20 protein-coding genes are annotated in these 18,726 nt (G+C 29.8%); 18 read left to right on the forward strand and 2 right to left on the reverse strand.

Annotation, left to right across the window (positions count from 1 at the left end; genetic code table 11):
- Nucleotides 1-345 precede the first annotated feature (345 nt).
- The 7 genes from ACFQZW_RS09810 (at nucleotide 346) to ACFQZW_RS09840 (ending at nucleotide 6,378) form a co-directional block, all read left to right on the forward strand.
- A complete protein-coding gene (locus tag ACFQZW_RS09810; protein WP_298263041.1) occupies nucleotides 346-1,458 on the forward strand; it encodes a Re/Si-specific NAD(P)(+) transhydrogenase subunit alpha in 1,113 nt (370 codons plus the stop codon).
- Between the two features lie 2 nt (nucleotides 1,459-1,460).
- Nucleotides 1,461-1,769: an NAD(P) transhydrogenase subunit alpha gene (locus tag ACFQZW_RS09815; RefSeq protein WP_115882383.1), complete on the forward strand. Its 309-nt coding sequence runs from the start codon at nucleotides 1,461-1,463 to the stop codon at nucleotides 1,767-1,769.
- Nucleotides 1,769-3,157: an NAD(P)(+) transhydrogenase (Re/Si-specific) subunit beta gene (locus ACFQZW_RS09820; protein WP_372801453.1), complete on the forward strand. Its 1,389-nt coding sequence runs from the start codon at nucleotides 1,769-1,771 to the stop codon at nucleotides 3,155-3,157. Before ACFQZW_RS09815 ends, ACFQZW_RS09820 begins: the two co-directional genes overlap by 1 nt.
- Nucleotides 3,158-3,278: 121 nt before the next feature.
- The gene (locus ACFQZW_RS09825; RefSeq protein WP_386782705.1) at nucleotides 3,279-4,733 is read left to right on the forward strand and encodes a TonB-dependent receptor; all 1,455 of its coding nucleotides are present in this window, start codon (nucleotides 3,279-3,281) and stop codon (nucleotides 4,731-4,733) included.
- A gap of 59 nt (nucleotides 4,734-4,792) precedes the next feature.
- The gene (locus ACFQZW_RS09830) at nucleotides 4,793-5,335 is read left to right on the forward strand and encodes an RNA polymerase sigma factor (RefSeq protein WP_298263044.1); all 543 of its coding nucleotides are present in this window, start codon (nucleotides 4,793-4,795) and stop codon (nucleotides 5,333-5,335) included.
- A gap of 34 nt (nucleotides 5,336-5,369) precedes the next feature.
- Nucleotides 5,370-5,894 carry a hypothetical protein gene (locus tag ACFQZW_RS09835; RefSeq protein WP_298263045.1) on the forward strand — a complete coding sequence of 175 codons (525 nt, stop codon included), beginning with the start codon at nucleotides 5,370-5,372 and terminating at the stop codon, nucleotides 5,892-5,894.
- A gap of 10 nt (nucleotides 5,895-5,904) precedes the next feature.
- Nucleotides 5,905-6,378 (forward strand): hypothetical protein, encoded by a 474-nt coding sequence (locus ACFQZW_RS09840; protein ID WP_298263046.1) that lies wholly within the window; start codon nucleotides 5,905-5,907, stop codon nucleotides 6,376-6,378.
- Nucleotides 6,379-6,394: 16 nt separating this feature from the next.
- On the opposite strand, the gene ACFQZW_RS09845 is transcribed toward ACFQZW_RS09840, so the two are convergent.
- Nucleotides 6,395-8,020, reverse strand: a complete 1,626-nt coding sequence (locus tag ACFQZW_RS09845; protein WP_298263047.1) for an ABC-F family ATP-binding cassette domain-containing protein — start codon at nucleotides 8,018-8,020, stop codon at nucleotides 6,395-6,397.
- Between the two features lie 165 nt (nucleotides 8,021-8,185).
- On the opposite strand from ACFQZW_RS09845, the gene ACFQZW_RS09850 reads away from it, so the two are divergent.
- Both ACFQZW_RS09850 and ACFQZW_RS09855 read left to right on the forward strand, forming a co-directional pair.
- Nucleotides 8,186-9,574 carry a TlpA family protein disulfide reductase gene (locus ACFQZW_RS09850; protein ID WP_386782710.1) on the forward strand — a complete coding sequence of 463 codons (1,389 nt, stop codon included), beginning with the start codon at nucleotides 8,186-8,188 and terminating at the stop codon, nucleotides 9,572-9,574.
- A 91-nt stretch (nucleotides 9,575-9,665) separates the two neighbouring features.
- Nucleotides 9,666-11,465: a DEAD/DEAH box helicase gene (locus tag ACFQZW_RS09855; RefSeq protein ID WP_298286331.1), complete on the forward strand. Its 1,800-nt coding sequence runs from the start codon at nucleotides 9,666-9,668 to the stop codon at nucleotides 11,463-11,465.
- A 43-nt stretch (nucleotides 11,466-11,508) separates the two neighbouring features.
- Here the strand turns inward: ACFQZW_RS09855 and rocD are convergent, their stop codons facing one another.
- Nucleotides 11,509-12,744 (reverse strand): ornithine--oxo-acid transaminase, encoded by a 1,236-nt coding sequence (gene rocD, locus ACFQZW_RS09860; protein WP_386782713.1) that lies wholly within the window; start codon nucleotides 12,742-12,744, stop codon nucleotides 11,509-11,511.
- A gap of 239 nt (nucleotides 12,745-12,983) precedes the next feature.
- Between rocD and ACFQZW_RS09865 the strand changes: the two genes are divergently transcribed.
- From ACFQZW_RS09865 to ACFQZW_RS09905, 9 genes are all read left to right on the forward strand, one after another.
- Complete coding sequence (locus ACFQZW_RS09865; RefSeq protein WP_386782715.1) at nucleotides 12,984-13,412, forward strand: c-type cytochrome; 429 nt, start codon at nucleotides 12,984-12,986, stop codon at nucleotides 13,410-13,412.
- A 74-nt stretch (nucleotides 13,413-13,486) separates the two neighbouring features.
- Nucleotides 13,487-14,902, forward strand: coding sequence for a 23S rRNA (uracil(1939)-C(5))-methyltransferase RlmD (gene rlmD / locus ACFQZW_RS09870; protein WP_386782717.1), 1,416 nt, complete (start codon nucleotides 13,487-13,489; stop codon nucleotides 14,900-14,902).
- 47 nt (nucleotides 14,903-14,949) lie between these two features.
- A complete protein-coding gene (locus ACFQZW_RS09875; RefSeq protein ID WP_298263053.1) occupies nucleotides 14,950-15,402 on the forward strand; it encodes a DUF6452 family protein in 453 nt (150 codons plus the stop codon).
- A complete protein-coding gene (locus ACFQZW_RS09880) occupies nucleotides 15,368-16,060 on the forward strand; it encodes a DUF6048 family protein (protein WP_386782720.1) in 693 nt (230 codons plus the stop codon). The genes ACFQZW_RS09875 and ACFQZW_RS09880 overlap by 35 nt, the downstream gene beginning before the upstream one ends.
- A 38-nt stretch (nucleotides 16,061-16,098) precedes the next feature.
- Nucleotides 16,099-17,046, forward strand: a complete 948-nt coding sequence (locus tag ACFQZW_RS09885; protein WP_386782722.1) for an isopenicillin N synthase family dioxygenase — start codon at nucleotides 16,099-16,101, stop codon at nucleotides 17,044-17,046.
- Nucleotides 17,046-17,216: a GldL-related protein gene (locus ACFQZW_RS09890; RefSeq protein ID WP_298263056.1), complete on the forward strand. Its 171-nt coding sequence runs from the start codon at nucleotides 17,046-17,048 to the stop codon at nucleotides 17,214-17,216. The genes ACFQZW_RS09885 and ACFQZW_RS09890 overlap by 1 nt, the downstream gene beginning before the upstream one ends.
- 40 nt (nucleotides 17,217-17,256) lie before the next feature.
- Nucleotides 17,257-17,607, forward strand: a complete 351-nt coding sequence (locus ACFQZW_RS09895) for a translation initiation factor (protein ID WP_298263057.1) — start codon at nucleotides 17,257-17,259, stop codon at nucleotides 17,605-17,607.
- A 4-nt stretch (nucleotides 17,608-17,611) separates the two neighbouring features.
- The gene (locus ACFQZW_RS09900) at nucleotides 17,612-18,484 is read left to right on the forward strand and encodes a nucleoside phosphorylase (RefSeq protein ID WP_386782725.1); all 873 of its coding nucleotides are present in this window, start codon (nucleotides 17,612-17,614) and stop codon (nucleotides 18,482-18,484) included.
- 41 nt (nucleotides 18,485-18,525) lie between these two features.
- Nucleotides 18,526-18,684, forward strand: a complete 159-nt coding sequence (locus ACFQZW_RS09905; protein WP_386782727.1) for a hypothetical protein — start codon at nucleotides 18,526-18,528, stop codon at nucleotides 18,682-18,684.
- Nucleotides 18,685-18,726: the final 42 nt, after the last annotated feature.

The raw sequence follows: 18,726 nt of genomic DNA on the forward strand, positions 1-18,726 counted from the left end.
AATAATTATTACACAATTAACAATATATTAATGAATAATTACATATTGAGAAAAAATGTGATTTTTATCAATATTTATAGGCAAATAATTATATATATTTACCTTCGACAAGTATTAATACATTGTTAAAATGAATGTTAATAAAGAATCCCTGTTTTTAATTAGTAACTCCACTAACTTTATTTATCTTATTGTTTTGGGTGTATTTTTATTAAACGAGATTCATTATTTTAAAACTAGTTTATACACTAGTTTTCTTTTTTTTACACCTCCGTTAATTTTCTTCCAAATTCAAAATTTAAAATATCAATATATAAATTTCACAAGTAATAAAACCGTACAAATATGAAAATAGGCATATTAAAAGAAACACAATTAGGTGAAAAACGCGTTTCTATTTCGCCAAATATCGCCAAGCAACTCATTGAACTTGGGTTTGATGTTTTGGTTGAAGAAGATGCTGGTTCAACCTCCTCTTTTAAAGACTCTGACTATACCAACATAGGTGCAATAGTAGAAAAAAGAGGTGTTGTTTTTAAAGAAGCAAATATTCTTATAAAAATAAATCCTTTTGATGAAGAAGATTTAAAACTAATAGATAAAGGACAAATATTAATGAGTCAGTTATTCCATAAATCTCATCCAGAACTCATAAAAGCAATTGCAAATAAAGGTGCTACTGCTTTTTCTATGGATGCTATGCCTCGTATTTCAAGAGCACAGGATATGGATGTTTTAAGCTCGCAAAATAACTTAGCAGGTTACAAGGCGGTAATTTTAGGAGCCTATGAAATGACCAAAATTTTTCCTTTAATGATGACCGCAGCTGGAACCATTACTCCTTCAAGAGTGTTAATATATGGTGTAGGAGTAGCTGGTTTACAAGCAATTGCAACTGCAAAACGTTTAGGTGCTGTTGTTGAAGCAACTGATATTAGATTAGAAACCAAAGAACAAACAGAATCTTTAGGTGCTAAATTTATAACAGTTGATAATACTGGTGAAGAATCTGAAGGCGGTTATGCTAAAGCAGCTTCTGAAGAATATGCTCGCAAACAAAAAGAAGCAGTTGATAAATCATTATTCCAAGCAGATCTTGTTATTACAACTGCCATGGTTCCTGGAAGAAAATCTCCTATTTTAATTACTGAAGAACAAGTGAAACATATGAAAAATGGAGCAGTTTTAATAGACTTAGCAGCAGCACAAGGAGGAAATTGTGAATTAAGTGAAATGGGCAAAACAGTAGTTAAACATGGTGTAAAAATTATTGGAACCACTATTTCTCCTGAAAGTGTATCTACCAATGCAAGTGATTTATATGCCAAAAATATGCTGAATTTTATAAAACACTTAACAGATAAAACTGAATTTAAGTGGGATTTAGAAGAAGAAATTACAGATGAAACCTTAATAGTTAAAGACGGAAAAATTAGAAAAAACGGAAAAACTGAATAAATATGACAGAATTTATAGATTTTATAAGCAATAACCTCCAAATGATATATATCGTAATTCTTATGATATTTGTTGGAGTTGAAGTAATTGGTCACGTACCTGCGGTTTTACACACACCCTTAATGTCAGGTGCTAACGCAATACACGGTGTTGTAATTATTGGAGCTATTTTAGTAATGCTAGGAGCTGAACCAGATAATATTTTAGCATTATCATTAGGTTTTGTTGCTGTTTTATTAGGTACACTAAACGTGGTTGGTGGATTTGTAGTTACCGATCGCATGTTAGAAATGTTTAAAAAGAAAAAATAATGGAATATATATTTAGTTTAGAATTTATTTATTTAATAGCATCTGTAACCTACATTTTAGGTTTAAAAATGTTAGGACATCCAGAAACTGCACGAAGAGGAAATTTAATTGCAGCTGCTGGTATGACAATTGCTATTTTAGGTACTATCTTTTTATACCAAGGTGAAGTTCCTCAACTAATTTATTATTTAATTGCTATAGCAATTATCATAGGAACTATAATTGGATGGGTGGTTGCTAAAAAAGTGGGAATGACCAAAATGCCTGAATTAGTTTCCTTATTCAATGGTATGGGAGGTGCCAGTGCTGCTCTTATTGGTTTAATTGAGTTCCATCATTATGTTGGAGATCAATTATCTATAATAACTATAATTGCAGGTATGATAATTGGAAGCGTGTCTTTTTCTGGTAGTATGATTGCATGGGCAAAATTAAATGGAACCATGAACAACCCAATTCGCTTACCAATGTATAATATTTTAAATAATGTATTTCTAATTGGAATACTTGCCTTTGGTGCTTATATAGTTTTTAGTGGAACAGAAAGTCAATTATATTTATACTTATTGTTTTTTGCAGCTATTACCTATGGAATTTTATTTGTATTACCTATTGGAGGTGCCGATATGCCAGTTGTTATCTCATTATTAAATTCGTTTACTGGTTTAGCTGCTGCCTTTGGAGGTTTCCTCTATGGAAATATGGTAATGTTAACTGGGGGTATTTTAGTGGGTTCTGCAGGTACTATTTTAACACTTGCCATGTGTAAAGCTATGAACAGACCATTATCAAATGTAATTTTTGGAGCCTTTGGTGAAGGTGCTGTGGCTGCAGGATCAAGTAATACAGTATTAGGAAGTATCAAAGAAGCTTCCGCAAGTGATGTAGCTATTTTAATGAATTATTCTAGAAAAGTTATTATTGTACCTGGATATGGTTTGGCAGTTGCACAAGCACAACATATTATCCACGAATTAGAACAATTATTAGAAAGCAAAGGTATCGATGTAAAATATGCTATTCATCCTGTAGCAGGTCGTATGCCAGGTCATATGAATGTTTTACTTGCTGAAACTAATGTAGATTATGATAAATTAGTTGAAATGGAAGACATCAACCCAGAATTTCAAAGCACAGATGTTGTATTTGTTGTTGGAGCCAATGATGTTGTAAATCCTGCTGCCAAAAACGACCCATCAAGTCCAATTTTTGGAATGCCAATATTAGATGTTGAAAACGCAAAACATATTATAGTTAATAAACGTAGTATGAAACCAGGGTATGCTGGTATTGAAAACGAATTATTCTACAACCAAAAAACATCTATGTTATTTGGAGATGCAAAAGCTGCTTTAACTAAATTAGTTAACGAGCTTAAGAATATGTAAATTTAACCAAACTTTACTTTACTCATTAAAGGCTGGAGCATATTCCAGCCTTTTTTATTTAAAAAAATTATTGGAATGAGCTATCAATTTTTATTACTTTTGTAGTACTAAAAAAATCAGAATGGCGCTGAAATTAAAAGGTGATATAGAGATTAATGACATTCCCACAAGTAAAGCTAAAGCTTTAAAAGTTAATTTAAACAAATACATTTACGGTACATTTGCTGAAATTGGTGCTGGACAAGAAACCGTTCGTCACTTCTTTAGAGCTGGTGGAGCCTCTGGTACTATTGCAAAAGCAATGAGTGCTTATGATAAAGATTTTTCTAATGCCGTATATGGTGTAGAAGATGATGGCCGTTATGTAACAGAAGATCGTTTAAAAAGAATGTTAACCTATGAAATTGAACTTACTGAAGATAGGTTATCTAGAAAAAAACATCCAAACAAAATGTTTTTTTCATATGCAAATACAGTAACAACTATAGATTTTGCTAGAAAATTTAAAGGTCACGGTTGGGTTGGTATCAAATTTCAATTAGATCCGTTAGAAGATTATAATGAAATTATACTACACTTAAGGTTTAAAGAAACTGATGCTAAGCTTCAACAAGAAACTCTTGGAATTCTTGGAGTAAACCTTATTTATGGTGCCTATTATCTAAATGATAAACCTAAAGAACTTTTAAAATCATTATACGATAACTTACATAAAGTTCAGTTAGAAATTGACATGATTAATTTCTCTGGCCCTCGCTTTTCTTATGTTGATAATAGACTCATGAGTTTGTTATTAGTAAGAAATGGAATGACAAATGCCGTAATGTTTGGTCCAGATGGAAATAACCTATTGCCAGCACAACAACTTTACAAAGCCAATATTTTAGCCTTAAGAGGTAGCTTTAGACCTGTTACTAAGGTAAACATGAACATGTATAAATTGGCTGAAGAAATGTTTATCAATGAAAACAAAGTTTCAAAGAAAAATACAAAAATTATTTTTGAAATTACATTAACTAACCTTAGTGCTGAAGGGGAAATAGACGAGAGAGACTTTTTAGATAGGGCTGAATTATTATGTTCTTTAGGACAACATGTAATGATAACCAACTACCAAGAATACTATAAATTGGTAGAATACTTTTCAGAATTTACAAAAGCTCGTATAGGTTTAGCAATGGGTGTTTACAGCTTTGTGCAAATTTTTGATGAAAAATATTATAGAAATTTAAGCGGAGGTATATTAGAAGCTTTTGGTAAATTATTCTTCAAAGATTTAAAAGTGTACTTATACCCTCTTAAAGATCAAAGAACTGGTGAAATTAAAACCAGTGAAAATTTAAAAGTTCATCCTCGTATGAAAGAATTGTATAAATTCTTTAAATACAATGGGAAAGTAGTTGATATTAAAGACTACGATCCTGAAATTTTAGAAATTTTCTCTAGAACAGTTCTAGATATGATTGCCAACGGTAAAAATGGTTGGGAAGAGATGCTTCCTATAGGTATTGCTGAAATTATAAAAGATCAACGTTTATTTGGTTATTCAAGAAGAAAATTTGAACAACTAAAATAAATCTTGTTTTTCATTTAAACCTTTCCTAAATTTAATCGTCTAATAATAAATCTTTATTAGTGATAGACGATAAATTATTAATTGTACAATTAAAAAATCCAGAAACGCAAGAACAAGCTTTTCGAAATTTAATGTCATTTTACAAAAGGCAATTATATTGGCATATTCGTAAAATTGTACTTTCACATGAAGATGCAGATGATGTTCTTCAAAATACCTTTATTAAAGTTTATAAAAATATAAATTCATTTAAAGGAGATAGTAAATTGTATACTTGGATGTATAGAATAGCAACTAACGAAGCTATTACTTGCATCAATAAAAAAGCTGCACACCAAAATATAGATATCAGTGAATTACAATATAAAATGGCTGAAAATTTAAGTGATGATAATTTATATACAGGAGATGAAATACAGGTTTTATTACAAAAAGCAATTGTTAGCTTACCTCAAAAACAGCAATTAGTATTTAATATGAAATACTTTGATGAGTTGAAATATTCTGAAATGGCTGAAATTTTAAATACTTCCATAGGCGCCCTAAAAGCTTCCTACTTTCATGCGGTAAAAAAAATTGAAGCCTTTTTAAAAACACATTAAACTATACTCCATTTTTAGGGTCTAAAGTATAAGAATGAAAAAAGAAAAATTACATAGCATAGCACCAATTTTGAGTCACATCAAAAAAAAGAAAAATAATTTTAAAACTCCTAATGGCTATTTTAATACTATTGATGATGTTGTTATTACAAAATTAAAAGCAGCAACTACTCAACACAAAGATCAAGATCAAATTCCAAAAGATTATTTCGATTCTATTGAAGATACTGTTATCGCTAAAATCCAACACTTAAAAAATACTAAAAAATCTAAAAATACAGTATTCAAGTATAGCATCCCAATAGCTATTGCAGCATCAATACTTTTAATTTTTAATATTTTTAACAAAACTGAAGCATTAACTTTTGATTCTATTGCAACGGCTGAAATAGATGCTTGGATAAGCAATAATTTAAACGAAATACCTCCTGATCAAATAGCTACAATTTATTCAGACATTGAACTGGATTATGAGGATTTCAGTACTCAATTAACAGATGAAGAAGTGTTTGATTATATACAAAAAGAAGGTTTAGAAAACATATTAATTGAAGAGTAAAAATTTGAAAATGAGAAAAGTAACACTTTATATAGCACTGTTGTTTATTTCTATTTACACCGTAAATGCTCAACAACAAAAAGGACATAGAATTAAATTATTAAAAACCTCTTATATAACCAATGCTGTTAATTTAACACCTGAAGAAGCAGAAAAATTTTGGCCAATTTATAATTTATATTCCGAAAAAATACAAAATATAAAATTTTCCATGGAAAAAGGGCTACAACATCAAATAAATATAGCTGGCTCAATAGATAAATTAACAGAAACGCAAGCGCAAAATTATATTGACAAATTAATAAAAGAAGAAACCTCAATTTCAGAAACTAAAATAAAAATGTTTTATGAATTATCTAAAATCCTACCTCCAAAAAAAATATTAAAATTACAAAAAGCTGAAATAGACTTTAATAGGCGAATGTTACAAGAATACGGAAAAAGAAGAAGAATGCTAGGACAAGGAAATAAAAAAGGGAGTTAAAAAACTCCCTTTTATTTTATGAATACATCTTAGTTCGCAATTCTTTAATTTTAGGATCTTCCAAATACTCATCAAATGTTGTGTATCTATCTATAACTCCGTTTGGTGTAATTTCAATAATTCTATTAGCAACAGTATGTGCAAACTCGTGGTCATGAGTTGTAAATAAAACCGTTCCTTTAAAGTTCTTTAGCGAGTTATTAAATGCCTGAATTGATTCTAAATCTAAATGATTGGTTGGTTCATCTAACATTAATACATTTGCTCTCATCATCATCATTCTACTCATCATACATCTTACTTTTTCTCCTCCAGAAAGTACATTACATTTTTTTAACGCCTCTTCTCCACTAAAAATCATTTTACCCAAGAAACCACGCAAATATACTTCTTCTCTTTCTTCTTCAGTTTTTGCATATTGACGCAACCAGTCTACTAAATTTAAATTTGCATCTGTAAAAAACTCCGAGTTATCAAGTGGTAAATACGATTGAGTTGTAGTTACTCCCCATTGGAATTTACCCTTATCTGCTTTTATATGATTGTTCAATATTTCATAAAAAGCAGTTACTGCTCTAGAGTTTTTAGAAATCAATGCAACTTTATCACCTCTGTTTAAATTAAAGCTAATATCTTTAAATAAAACTTCTTCTTCCGTTGATTTTGATAAATGCTCAACATTCAAAATTTGATCACCAGCTTCTCTTTCTCTCTCAAAAATAATGGCTGGATATCTTCTGCTTGAAGGTTTAATTTCATCTACATTTAATTTTTCAATCATTTTTTTTCTACTAGTTGCTTGCTTAGACTTTGCAACGTTTGCTGAAAAACGACGAATAAACTCTTCCAATTCTTTCTTCTTATCTTCTGCTTTTTTACTTTGTTGAGCTCTTTGTTTAGCAGCCAACTGACTAGATTCGTACCAAAAAGTATAATTTCCAGAAAAATGATTGATTTTTCCAAAATCAATATCTGAAATATGTGTACACACAGCATCTAAAAAATGACGGTCATGTGATACAACAATAACGGTATTGTCATAATTAGCCAAAAAGTTTTCTAACCAACCAATAGTTTCAAAATCTAAGTCGTTTGTTGGCTCATCCATAATTAAGACATCCGGATTTCCAAACAACGCTTGTGCAAGTAAAACTCGTACTTTAGATTTTCCATCTAAATCACCCATTAGCGTATAGTGCAAATCTTCGTTAATTCCTAAAGATGATAATAAACTTGCTGCGTTGCTCTCCGCATTCCAACCTCCCATTTCTTCAAATTCTACACCTAGTTCTCCTGCTTTTATACCATCTTCTTCAGAAAAATCTTCTTTTGCATAAATGGCATCCATTTCATTTTTAAGGTCGAACAACTTTTTGTTTCCCATCATTACAGTATTTAAAACTGTATGTTCATCAAAGGCGTAATGATCTTGTGACAAAACAGACATTCTTTTTCCAGATTCTAATGTTACCTGACCAGATGTAGGATCCATTTGACCTGAAATAATTTTTAAAAAAGTAGATTTTCCTGCACCGTTGGCTCCAATAATACCATAACAATTTCCAATGGTAAATTTTGTATTTACATCGTCAAACAAAACACGCTTACCGAATTGTACTGATAAATTTGATACTGAAAGCATTATATTTAATTTTTTTAAATTCGCTGCAAAAGTAGTAAAATAGATTCAGTATAAAACAGGAAACCCAAAGTTAATTTTCTTAATAAATTCTACCTTTTTATATTTAACATCTCATTAACAAGTAAACAGTAAACTTGTATGTATTTTTGTGATAATTAATTTTAGATGAAAAACTTACTTAGCATTATAATTCTTACATTAATTATTAGTTGTACTACAACCAATAATAAATCAACTATTTATTTTGGTGGAGAAATCATTAATCCAAAAAATAAATTTGTATTGCTTTTAAAAGATGACAATGTAATAGACACTTTAATACTCAACAATCAAAACAGATATTTAGAGAAATTTAAATCTTTAAAGGAAGGACTTTATACATTTAAACATGGTAATGAATTTCAATACATTTATTTAGAGCCAGGTGATAGCATTTTAATAAGGCTAAATACTTGGGATTTTGATGAATCGTTAGTATTTACAGGTAAAGGTAGTAGTAAAAATGAGTTTTTGATTAATTTATTTCTTCAAAATGAAAAAGAAGAAAAAGCCATGTATAAATATTTTAATTTGACTGAAGCTGAATTTCAAACTAAAATAGATTCGCTTGCTAATGAAAGAGTTTCCATTTATAATGAATTTGCCGCAGCCGAAGAAAGTGTTTCTGAAGGCTTCAATCAACTTACAAATTCTGCAATTCATTTTCCTTTATATAGGTTAAAAGAAATGTACCCTTACTATTATAAAAAAATGAATAAGCTAACGAAATACCCTAAAGTTTCAGGTAGCTTTTATAATTATAGAAGCCAGATAAATTTAAATGAAGAAAATTTAGTTTCATTTTATCCATATCAAAATTACGTAGTAAGTTATTTATACAATTTGAGTGATGACTTAAAAGAAAAAGATCCTTCTAAAAATAATACCACTATTAATATTTTAAACTCAATTATTGAAAATATCAATAATGAAGATTTTAAAAATACGCTTTTAAAAAAGTTTGTTGTACAAAACTTTTTTGAAAGTGAAGTTCATTGTGATATTGACGAAGATGTTTTTAATTTATTTATTAAAAATTGTAGTAACCAAGAATTTAAAAATCAAGTTGAAAACTTAGTAAGCGATAGTAAAAAAGTTCCTATTCATCAACCTTTAACCAATTTTGAAGTAGTTACATACAATGGTAACGCTACAAAAATTAACAGCACTATCAATCAAAAAAATTCTGTACTCTATTTTTGGTCTACAGAATTTATGTCTCCTATTTATTTATTTAAAAGAATTCAATATTTAGAAAAAAAGTATCCAAATATCTTATTTGTAGGTATTAGTATAAATTCAGATATTGAAAACCTCGCAAATGATCCTTATTTAAAAAAGCTAGATACAAACAAGCAATTTAAACTTACTCCTAATAGTGATGCGCTTCAATTTTTAACAAGCAATTATCCACGTATGATGATTGTGAATAAAAATGGTGTTGTTGAAAATGGCTTTATCAATTTCAATGCAAGAAATCTTCATTCTGAATTGGAAAAATTAGAAAAAAATTAATATTTCTTACTTAAAGTTAAATATAAGTGTACCTTTGCACGTTTTTAACCGGTTTATAGATGGGCGTCTGTAAATCAATAACATATACAGAATGTCGACATTTAAAGAACTAGGGCTTAATAAAAATATTATTAAAGCCTTGACCGATTTAGGGTACGAAAATCCTACAGAAATTCAATTAAAAGCAATTCCTCAAGTACTTTCATCATCAGAAGATTTAAAAGCATTTGCACAAACAGGAACTGGAAAAACAGCTGCATTTAGCTTACCCATTTTAGAACAAATTGACGCTGAAAGTAAAGACACCCAAGTTGTTATTTTATCACCAACAAGAGAGCTAGCTTTGCAAATAGCTAATAATATTGAAGAGTTTTCTAAGTACTTAGATGGTGTTAAAACATTAGCTGTTTATGGAGGTGCTAGCATTGAAGATCAAATAAAAAAACTAAAAAGAGGGGTACAAATTGTTGTTGGTACTCCTGGTAGAACAGTTGATTTAATTAATAGAAAACAATTAAAACTTAACAATATTAAATGGCTTGTGTTAGATGAAGCTGATGAAATGTTAAATATGGGTTTTAAAGATGAATTAGACAAAGTTTTAGCTGTAACTCCAAAAGAAAAGCAAACCCTATTATTTTCTGCAACTTTTCCTCAAGAGGTTGAAAGAATTGCTAAAAATTACATGTACAAACCTGTAGAATTAAGTGCAGGAACTAAAAATAAGGGTTCCGATCAAGTTTCTCATCAATACTATGTAGTTTCTGAAAGAAACAGGTACGCTGCCTTGAAAAGAATTGCAGATGTTAACCCTGATATTTATAGCATCATTTTTTGTAGAACTAGAAGAGAAACTCAAGAAATAGCTGATAAATTAATAAAAGATGGCTACAACGCCGATGCACTTCACGGAGATTTATCTCAAGCTCAACGTGACAGTGTTATGGAAAAGTTTAGAAAAAAACACTTACAATTATTAGTGGCTACCGATGTTGCTGCAAGAGGTTTGGATGTTAATGACCTTACCCATGTTATCAACCATAAGTTACCAGACCAAATAGAATCTTACACACACCGTAGTGGTAGAACTGGGCGTGCTGGCAAAGAAGGTATTTCTATTGCTATTGTAACTGGTAGAGAAAAAGGAAAACTACATCCAATTGAAAGAATTATTGGTAAAAAGTTTGTAAAAACTCCTGTTCCAACTGGGAAAGAAATTTGCCAAAATCAATTATTTAAATTAATTGATAAAGTTCACGATATTGAAATAAATGAAACAGAAATTAACGATTTTCTACCATCCATTTATGAAAAATTAGAAGGCTTAAACCGAGAAGAATTAATTAAAAGATTTGTTTCGTTAGAGTTCAATACATTTTTATCGTATTATGAAAATGCTCCTGATTTAAATGATAGTGAACACATGAGAGGTGTTGATAGCAGAGGAAAACGCAGAGATGATGAAAATATGAGTCGTTTCTTTATAAATATTGGACGTAAAGATCGTTTAAACCCAGCAAGACTTATTGGTTTAATTAACGATCAACAAATTGCCAAAAATATTGAAATTGGTCAAATTGAAATTTTAGATACTTTTTCATTTTTTGAATTAGATAAAAATTATCAAGATGAAACTATTAGTGCTTTTCAACAAAATGATGTTGAGTTTGAAGGAAGAAGCGTAAATGTGGAAAAAACAGAAAAAAAACGTTCTGGAAGAGGCGGTAAATCTAGAAATTCAAACGATAGTAGAAGCGGTGGTGGAAGAAGACGAAGTAAAGATCGTAAAGCTAATAATGAAGGAAATTTCAGTGGGTTTGGAAGAAAAAAACCTAGCTCAAATAAAAGTGCTTTTGGAGGTTCCAAATCATCCAGAAGAAGAAAAGGTTAAGATATAAAAAAAGCGGCTTTAATTTAAAGCCGCTTTTTTATGATTAAAATTCTGTAATTGTCTTTTTAATTATTTGAACACAGTCTAGTAATTGCTCTTCTGTCATTACTAACGGTGGTGCAAAACGAATAATATTTCCATGGGTAGGTTTTGCCAACAAACCATTATCTCGAAGTTTAATACAAATATCCCAAGCAGTTGAGCTATCTTCAGTATCATTAATAATTATGGCATTTAATAAACCTTTACCTCTAACTGATTTTATTAAATCTGTGCTATCAATAATTTTTTGCATTTCACTTCTAAAAAGTTTTCCAAGCTTCTCTGCATTATCGGCTAACTTTTCATTTTTCACCACTTCTAAAGCGGCAATTGCAACTGCACAAGCTAATGGATTACCTCCAAAAGTTGAGCCATGTTGACCAGGTTTAATTACCTCCATAATTTTATTGTTTGCAAAAACTGCTGATACAGGATAAACGCCACCACTTAAGGCTTTTCCTAAAATTAAAATATCCGGTGTCACACTTTCATGATTAACGGCTAACAATTGTCCAGTTCTAGCTACACCTGTTTGAACTTCATCAGCAATAAACAAAACCTGATACTTTTCACACAATGCTTTAGCTTTTGTTAAGTAACCTTCAGATGGCACATAAACACCAGCCTCACCTTGAATTGGTTCTACCAAAAAGCCTGCAATATTTTTGTTGGATTGTAAGGCTTGCTCTAAAGCATCCAAATCATCGTATTCAACTTTTATAAAACCAGGAGTATATGGACCAAAGTTTTTGCGTGCACCTTCATCATTAGAAAAAGAAATAACTGTGGTAGTACGTCCATGAAAATTGTTTTTACATACAATAATTTCTGCTTTATTTTCTTCAACACCTCTTTTTTCATAGGCATATTTTCTACAAAGTTTAATTGCAGTTTCTACAGCTTCAGCTCCAGTATTCATTGGTAATACCTTATCAAATCCAAAATATTCAGTTACGTATTTTTCATATTTTCCTAATACATCATTGTAAAATGCTCTTGAAGTTAATGTTAAAGTGCTTACTTGTTCTTTTAAAGCACTTATTATTTCAGGATGACAGTGACCTTGATTTACTGCAGAATATGCAGATAAAAAATCATAATATCTCTTTCCTTCAACATCCCAAACATACACGCCTTCTCCTCTACTTAAAACTACTGGTAATGGGTGGTAATTATGTGCACCATAGTTATCTTCTAAGTCAATTGCTTGTTGTGATGAAATTTTTTCTGAAATCATTTTAAAAATATAAGTTTAAATTGAAATTTATTAATTCCTTCTTTTCGGAGAGAAATCATCCTTTAATAAGTTGGCAAATTACAAAATATTTTACACATTTTTTTACTTTAAATAGCAGTTTTTAAAGCAAACTAATTGTAAAATAACAAAAAATTAATAAGAATAATAATGTTATTAAAATAGCCTAAGTATTCATTTTTTTTAGATAAATTTGTTTTATCAATAAATAAATTAAAAAAATGAAAAAATCATTATTAGTATTAGGGTTAATCGCATTGTTTGTAACAAGTTGCGGTGAAAAAAAGAAAGATGAAGTAAAAAAAGAAGTAGAAACTGAAGTAAAAGCAGCGGATAAAGAAGTGAAAGAAAAAATCAAATCTCCTGCTGATTATATTGCTTTAGGTGAGAAACTATTTACAGAAAAAACTTGTACTACTTGCCATCAACCAGATGCCAAAGTAATTGGACCTTCAATAAAAGAAATCAACAAAGTATACTCCGAAAAAGGAGCTAATCTTGTTGCTTTTCTAAAAGGAGAATCTGAAGCTATTGTTGACACCGATCCAGGGCAAGTTGCTATTATGAAAGCTAATTTAGATGGCTTTGTAAAAGACTTAACTAGTGAAGAATTAGCAGCACTTGCAGCCTATATGGCAAGCATAAAATAAAAGCTAAAACACATTATTAAAAGCATCCTTAATATAAGGATGCTTTTTTTATGGTAAAATAGTACATTTGCAAAATGGCGAGAAAAAAGAAACAACAAATATTTGAAAACATCGAAGTTATTGATGCAGGTGCTAAAGGAAAAACCATAGCTAAAGCACCTGATGGTAGAGTAATTTTCTTAACTAATACCGTTCCTGGAGATATAGTTGATATAAAAACAGGAAGAAAAAGAAAAGCTTATTATGAAGGTACAGCTATAAAATACCACAAATACTCTGAAAAAAGAGCCGAGCCTGTTTGTGAGCATTTTGAGCATTGTGGAGGTTGTAAATGGCAAAATATGGCCTATGAACATCAATTAACCTATAAAGAAAATGAAGTTATAAATAATTTAAAACGCATAGGACATTTAAATTTACCTGAAATTACACCAATTTTAGGCTGTGAAAAAAACTATTTTTATAGAAACAAAATGGAGTTTTCATTTTCTAATAGCAGATGGTTAACTTTAGATGAAATTAATTCTAATAAAGAAATTGACAATAAAAATGCTTGTGGATTTCATATTTCTGGAATGTGGGATAAAATTTTAGATATTAAAAAATGTCATCTTCAAGAAGATCCTTCCAATGCTATTAGAAATTTTATTAAAGAATTTGGAATCAAACACCAATTAGAATTTTTCAATCCAAGAGAACAATCTGGTTTGTTAAGAACTATGATGCTACGTATAGCATCTACTGGAGAAATTATGGTAGTTATTCAATTCTTTAAAGAAAATAAAATTAAACGTGAAGCTTTACTAAATGCTCTTTCTGAAGCCTTTCCTCAAATTACGTCACTTCAATATGTAATTAATAGCAAAGGAAATGATACTTTATATGATCAGCACATTAAATTATTTAAAGGTAGAGATCATATTTTTGAAGAAATGGAAGGGTTAAAGTTTAAAATTGGTCCAAAATCATTTTACCAAACAAATTCTTCTCAAGCATACGAATTGTATAAAATTACACGTGATTTTGCTAATTTAACGGGTAATGAAACCGTTTACGATTTTTATACAGGTACTGGTACCATTGCGCAATTTGTTGCCAAAAACGCAAAAAAAGTAATTGGTGTTGAATCGGTTCCAGAAGCAATTGAAGATGCCAAACAAAATGCACAATTAAACAACATTAAAAACGTTGAGTTTTATGCAGGAGATATGAAAGATGTTTTTAACAATGAATTTATAAAAAAACATGGACAACCCGATGTAATTATAACTGATCCTCCAAGAGATGGTATGCATAAAAATGTTGTAGCTAAATTGTTAGAAATTTCAGCAAAAAGAATCGTTTATGTGAGCTGTAATTCTGCAACACAAGCAAGAGATTTAGCACTTATGAAAGAGCATTATAATATAATTAAAACACAAGCAGTTGATATGTTTCCACAAACGCACCATGTGGAAAATGTGGTACTACTTGAATTGAAAGAGTCTTAAAGATATTTGACTTTATAAACTGCGGAAAAACTGCCGATAAAATAATTATGAAAAAATATAGTACATTAATAATTTTAGCACTTATCTTAATGTTAAGTTGTGAAAAAGATGATATTTGTGTTGAAACAACAACTCCAAGGGTTATAATACTTTTTAATAATTTTGATGAGCCTGAAAATTCAAAAGAGCTGAGCTCATTAACGTTCTGGGTGAATGAAAATGACAGCATTGTTTTAAACCAAACTATTGATTCCTTAGCTTTTCCTATTGATTTAACTCAAAATTCAACGCAATATATTTTTAAAACCAATAATATTAAAGATACCATTAACTTAGAATATAATAGAAAAGATATATTTGTTTCCAGATCTTGTGGTTACAAAACTATTTTTGAAGAAGTTCAAAATAAAAGCAATACTTTTAATTGGGTGAAAGATATCACTATTAATCAGACAACTATTGAAAATGAAACAGCTACGCATATTACCATTTTACATTAGTTTATTAACTACGTTCATTGTTTTTTCTCAACAAGAAAAAGATACCGTAAAAACAAAAGAAAGTTATGGAATTAGAGTTGGTATAGATATCAGCAAACCAATCACAACTTATTTTGAACCTGAAACAAAAGGAATTGAGCTAATTGGTGATATTCGGCTAAAAAGAAATATTTATGCAGCGGTAGAACTTGGTTTTGATGAAAAAACTACCGAAGAAGATTATCTAAATTTTACAACTAAAGGATCCTATTTAAAAATTGGTGCTAACTACAATGCCTATAAAAATTGGGTTGGTATGAATAATGAAATTTTTATTGGTATAAGATATGGAATGAGCTTTTTTGAACAAACACTAAACAGCTATACTCCAAACGTAAAAGGAACTTACTTTATTCCAGATACAGTAAATCCAAATACAGAATTTAAAGATTTAACAGCACAATGGGTAGAGCTTATATTTGGTTTAAAAGTTGAAACTTTTAAAAACCTATATTTAGGAGCGAGTTTTAGTGTAAAAAAGATGATGAATACTAAGGAGCCTGAAAATTTTAAAAATTTATATGTTCCAGGTTTTAATCGGGTATTTTTAAATGATATGGGTGTCGGCTTTAATTACACCCTATCTTATCTAATTCCTATTGTAAAAAAGAAAAAATAAAATTTTTGTATTTTTAAAACTCTAAAATACTTTTACTTATGAAAAATATACCAAGTGTAGATTTATCAGATTTTTTATCTGAAAACCTTACAAGAAAGCAAAAGTTCATCAAAGAAATTGGTGAAGCCTATGAAGAAATTGGTTTTGTGGCACTTCGTGGTCATTTTTTATCAGATGAGTTAACTGAACAATTATATAAAGAAGTTAAAAACTTTTTTAATCTTCCTAAAGAAGTTAAAGAATCCTATGAAATTGATGGAATTGGCGGGCAAAGAGGGTACACTTCATTTGGTAAAGAAAGTGCTAAAGGTAAAAAAGAAGGAGATTTAAAAGAGTTTTGGCATTTTGGTCAAGAAGTTGTTGGAAACGACAAATTAAAAGTTCAATATCCAAAAAATGTAATAGTTAATGAAGTTCCTAACTTTAATAAAATTGGAATGGAAACCTATAAAATGCTTGAAAAAACAGCTATTTACGTTTTAAGAGCACTCGCATTATATATAGGTTTAGATGAGTATTATTTTGATAAATACGTAATAAATGGTAATAGCATTTTACGCCCAATACACTACCCTCCTATCATAGGAGAGCCTAAAGGTGCTGTAAGGGCTGCAGCTCATGGTGATATTAATTTAATTACACTTTTAATGGGGGCATCTGCATCTGGGTTAGAAGTACAAAATAAAAAAGGGGAATGGATTCCTGTAACGGCATTACCAGAGCAATTAGTTATTAATGTAGGTGATATGCTTGAAAGACTAACTAACAATAAGTTACGCTCCACCATACATAGAGTTGTTAATCCTCCTAGAGATGAGTGGGATAAACCACGCTATTCCATTCCATTTTTCACACACCCAATAAGTGAAATGTCTTTAAATTGTTTACCTGAGTGTATCAACGAAACACATCCAAAGGTATATGAAGATATCACAGCTGGTGAATTTTTAAATGAACGGTTACGTGAATTAGGTTTATTAAAATAATGACAAGTAAAGTAACATCTTTTTTAACTTTTGGTATTTTTTTAATCATCGTTGGAGCTATTTCAAAACTTTTGAAATGGTCTCAAGCAGATTTATTGATTGCTATCGGCTTAGTTTTTGAACTACTTGCTGCATTGCTATTTCTGTGGAAAAAATTAAAAAGAAACTAACAATTTTGTAAATTTAAACGTTGAAATTTCTTCAAAAAATATGAGTAAAAAAAAGTTAAACAGTTTAGAAGATTTAGGTGGATTTGTTTTTTCAACAAATGACAATTTCGAATTTGAAAAACAAGATGATCAAGAAACTTTAGCACCAAATAATCAGAATTTAGAAGCCCACTTTTCAAATAAAGGTCGAGGAGGAAAAACAGTAACAGTTATTACAGGGTTTATAGGTTCTGAAACTGATTTAAAAGCATTGGGTAAATTATTAAAAACCAAATGTGGAGTTGGTGGTAGTGTAAAAGATCAAGAAATAATTATACAAGGTAATTATAGAGATAAAATAATGGAAATCCTTAAAAAAGAAGGATATAATATAAAACGCGTTGGCGGTTAATTTTATGAACAAAATAGCAGCGTCAGAATTAATTCTGAACCCCGATGGTAGTATTTACCACTTAAATTTAAGACCTGAAAACATCGCTTCAAACATCATATTTGTTGGAGATCAAAATAGAGTCCCAAAAGTTTCAAAACACTTCGATTCTATCGAATTTGAAACCCAAAAAAGAGAGTTTCGAACAATTACAGGCACTTACAAAGGAAAAAGAATTTCAGTCATTTCAACTGGTATTGGCCCTGACAATATTGATATTGTAATGAATGAACTTGATGCTTTAGTAAATATTGATTTAGAAACTAGAACTGTAAAAAAAGAACATACCAAACTTCATATTGTGAGAATTGGAACTTCAGGTTCATTACAAAGTTATATTCCTGTTGACAGTTTTGTTTTAGCCAAATATGGTTTGGGCTTTGATGGAATGCTTCATGCTTATGACTGCAAATCAATTTTAGAAACTGAATTAGAAGATGCCTTTATAGAACATACAGGTTATAGTCCTCGAAAATCAAGACCTTATATTGTAAAAAATAGCGACATACTTGAAACTAAATTGTTAAGCGATAAAGTATTTTCTGGTGTAACAGCCACTGCAGGTGGTTTTTATGGCCCTCAAGGACGTGTATTGCGTTTAGCAATTCAAGATCCTAAATTAAATAGCAAAATTGACAATTTCGAATTTAATGGAATTAAAATTACTAATCTAGAAATGGAAACTTCTGCCATATATGGCTTAGCTAAATTATTAGGTCATGAGGCTTGTTCTATGAATGCCATTATTGCAAATAGAGCTAACGGAACCTTTAGTGAAGATCCTTACAAACCAATTGAAGAGCTTATTATATATACTTTAAATAAATTATGCTTATAAAATATTTTGTATTTTAGTGCGTTTAAATAAAAAGAATAAACATGAAAAAAAATATTCAACACTTCTTTTCGTTAATTATTATTTGTATTGCATTAAGTTCGTGTAAAGCAAGTAAAGGTTGTGGATTAACAAGTGAAGTGCATAAAATAGAACACCATACCAGTTTACAAACTAACAATTTTAAAGCTGAAACTAAATAAATTTAACTCATATTTAATCATTTTAAAAATCGCCATTAGGCG

Source organism: Lutibacter aestuarii (assembly GCF_042676885.1).
GTDB classification, from domain to species: domain Bacteria; phylum Bacteroidota; class Bacteroidia; order Flavobacteriales; family Flavobacteriaceae; genus Lutibacter; species Lutibacter aestuarii.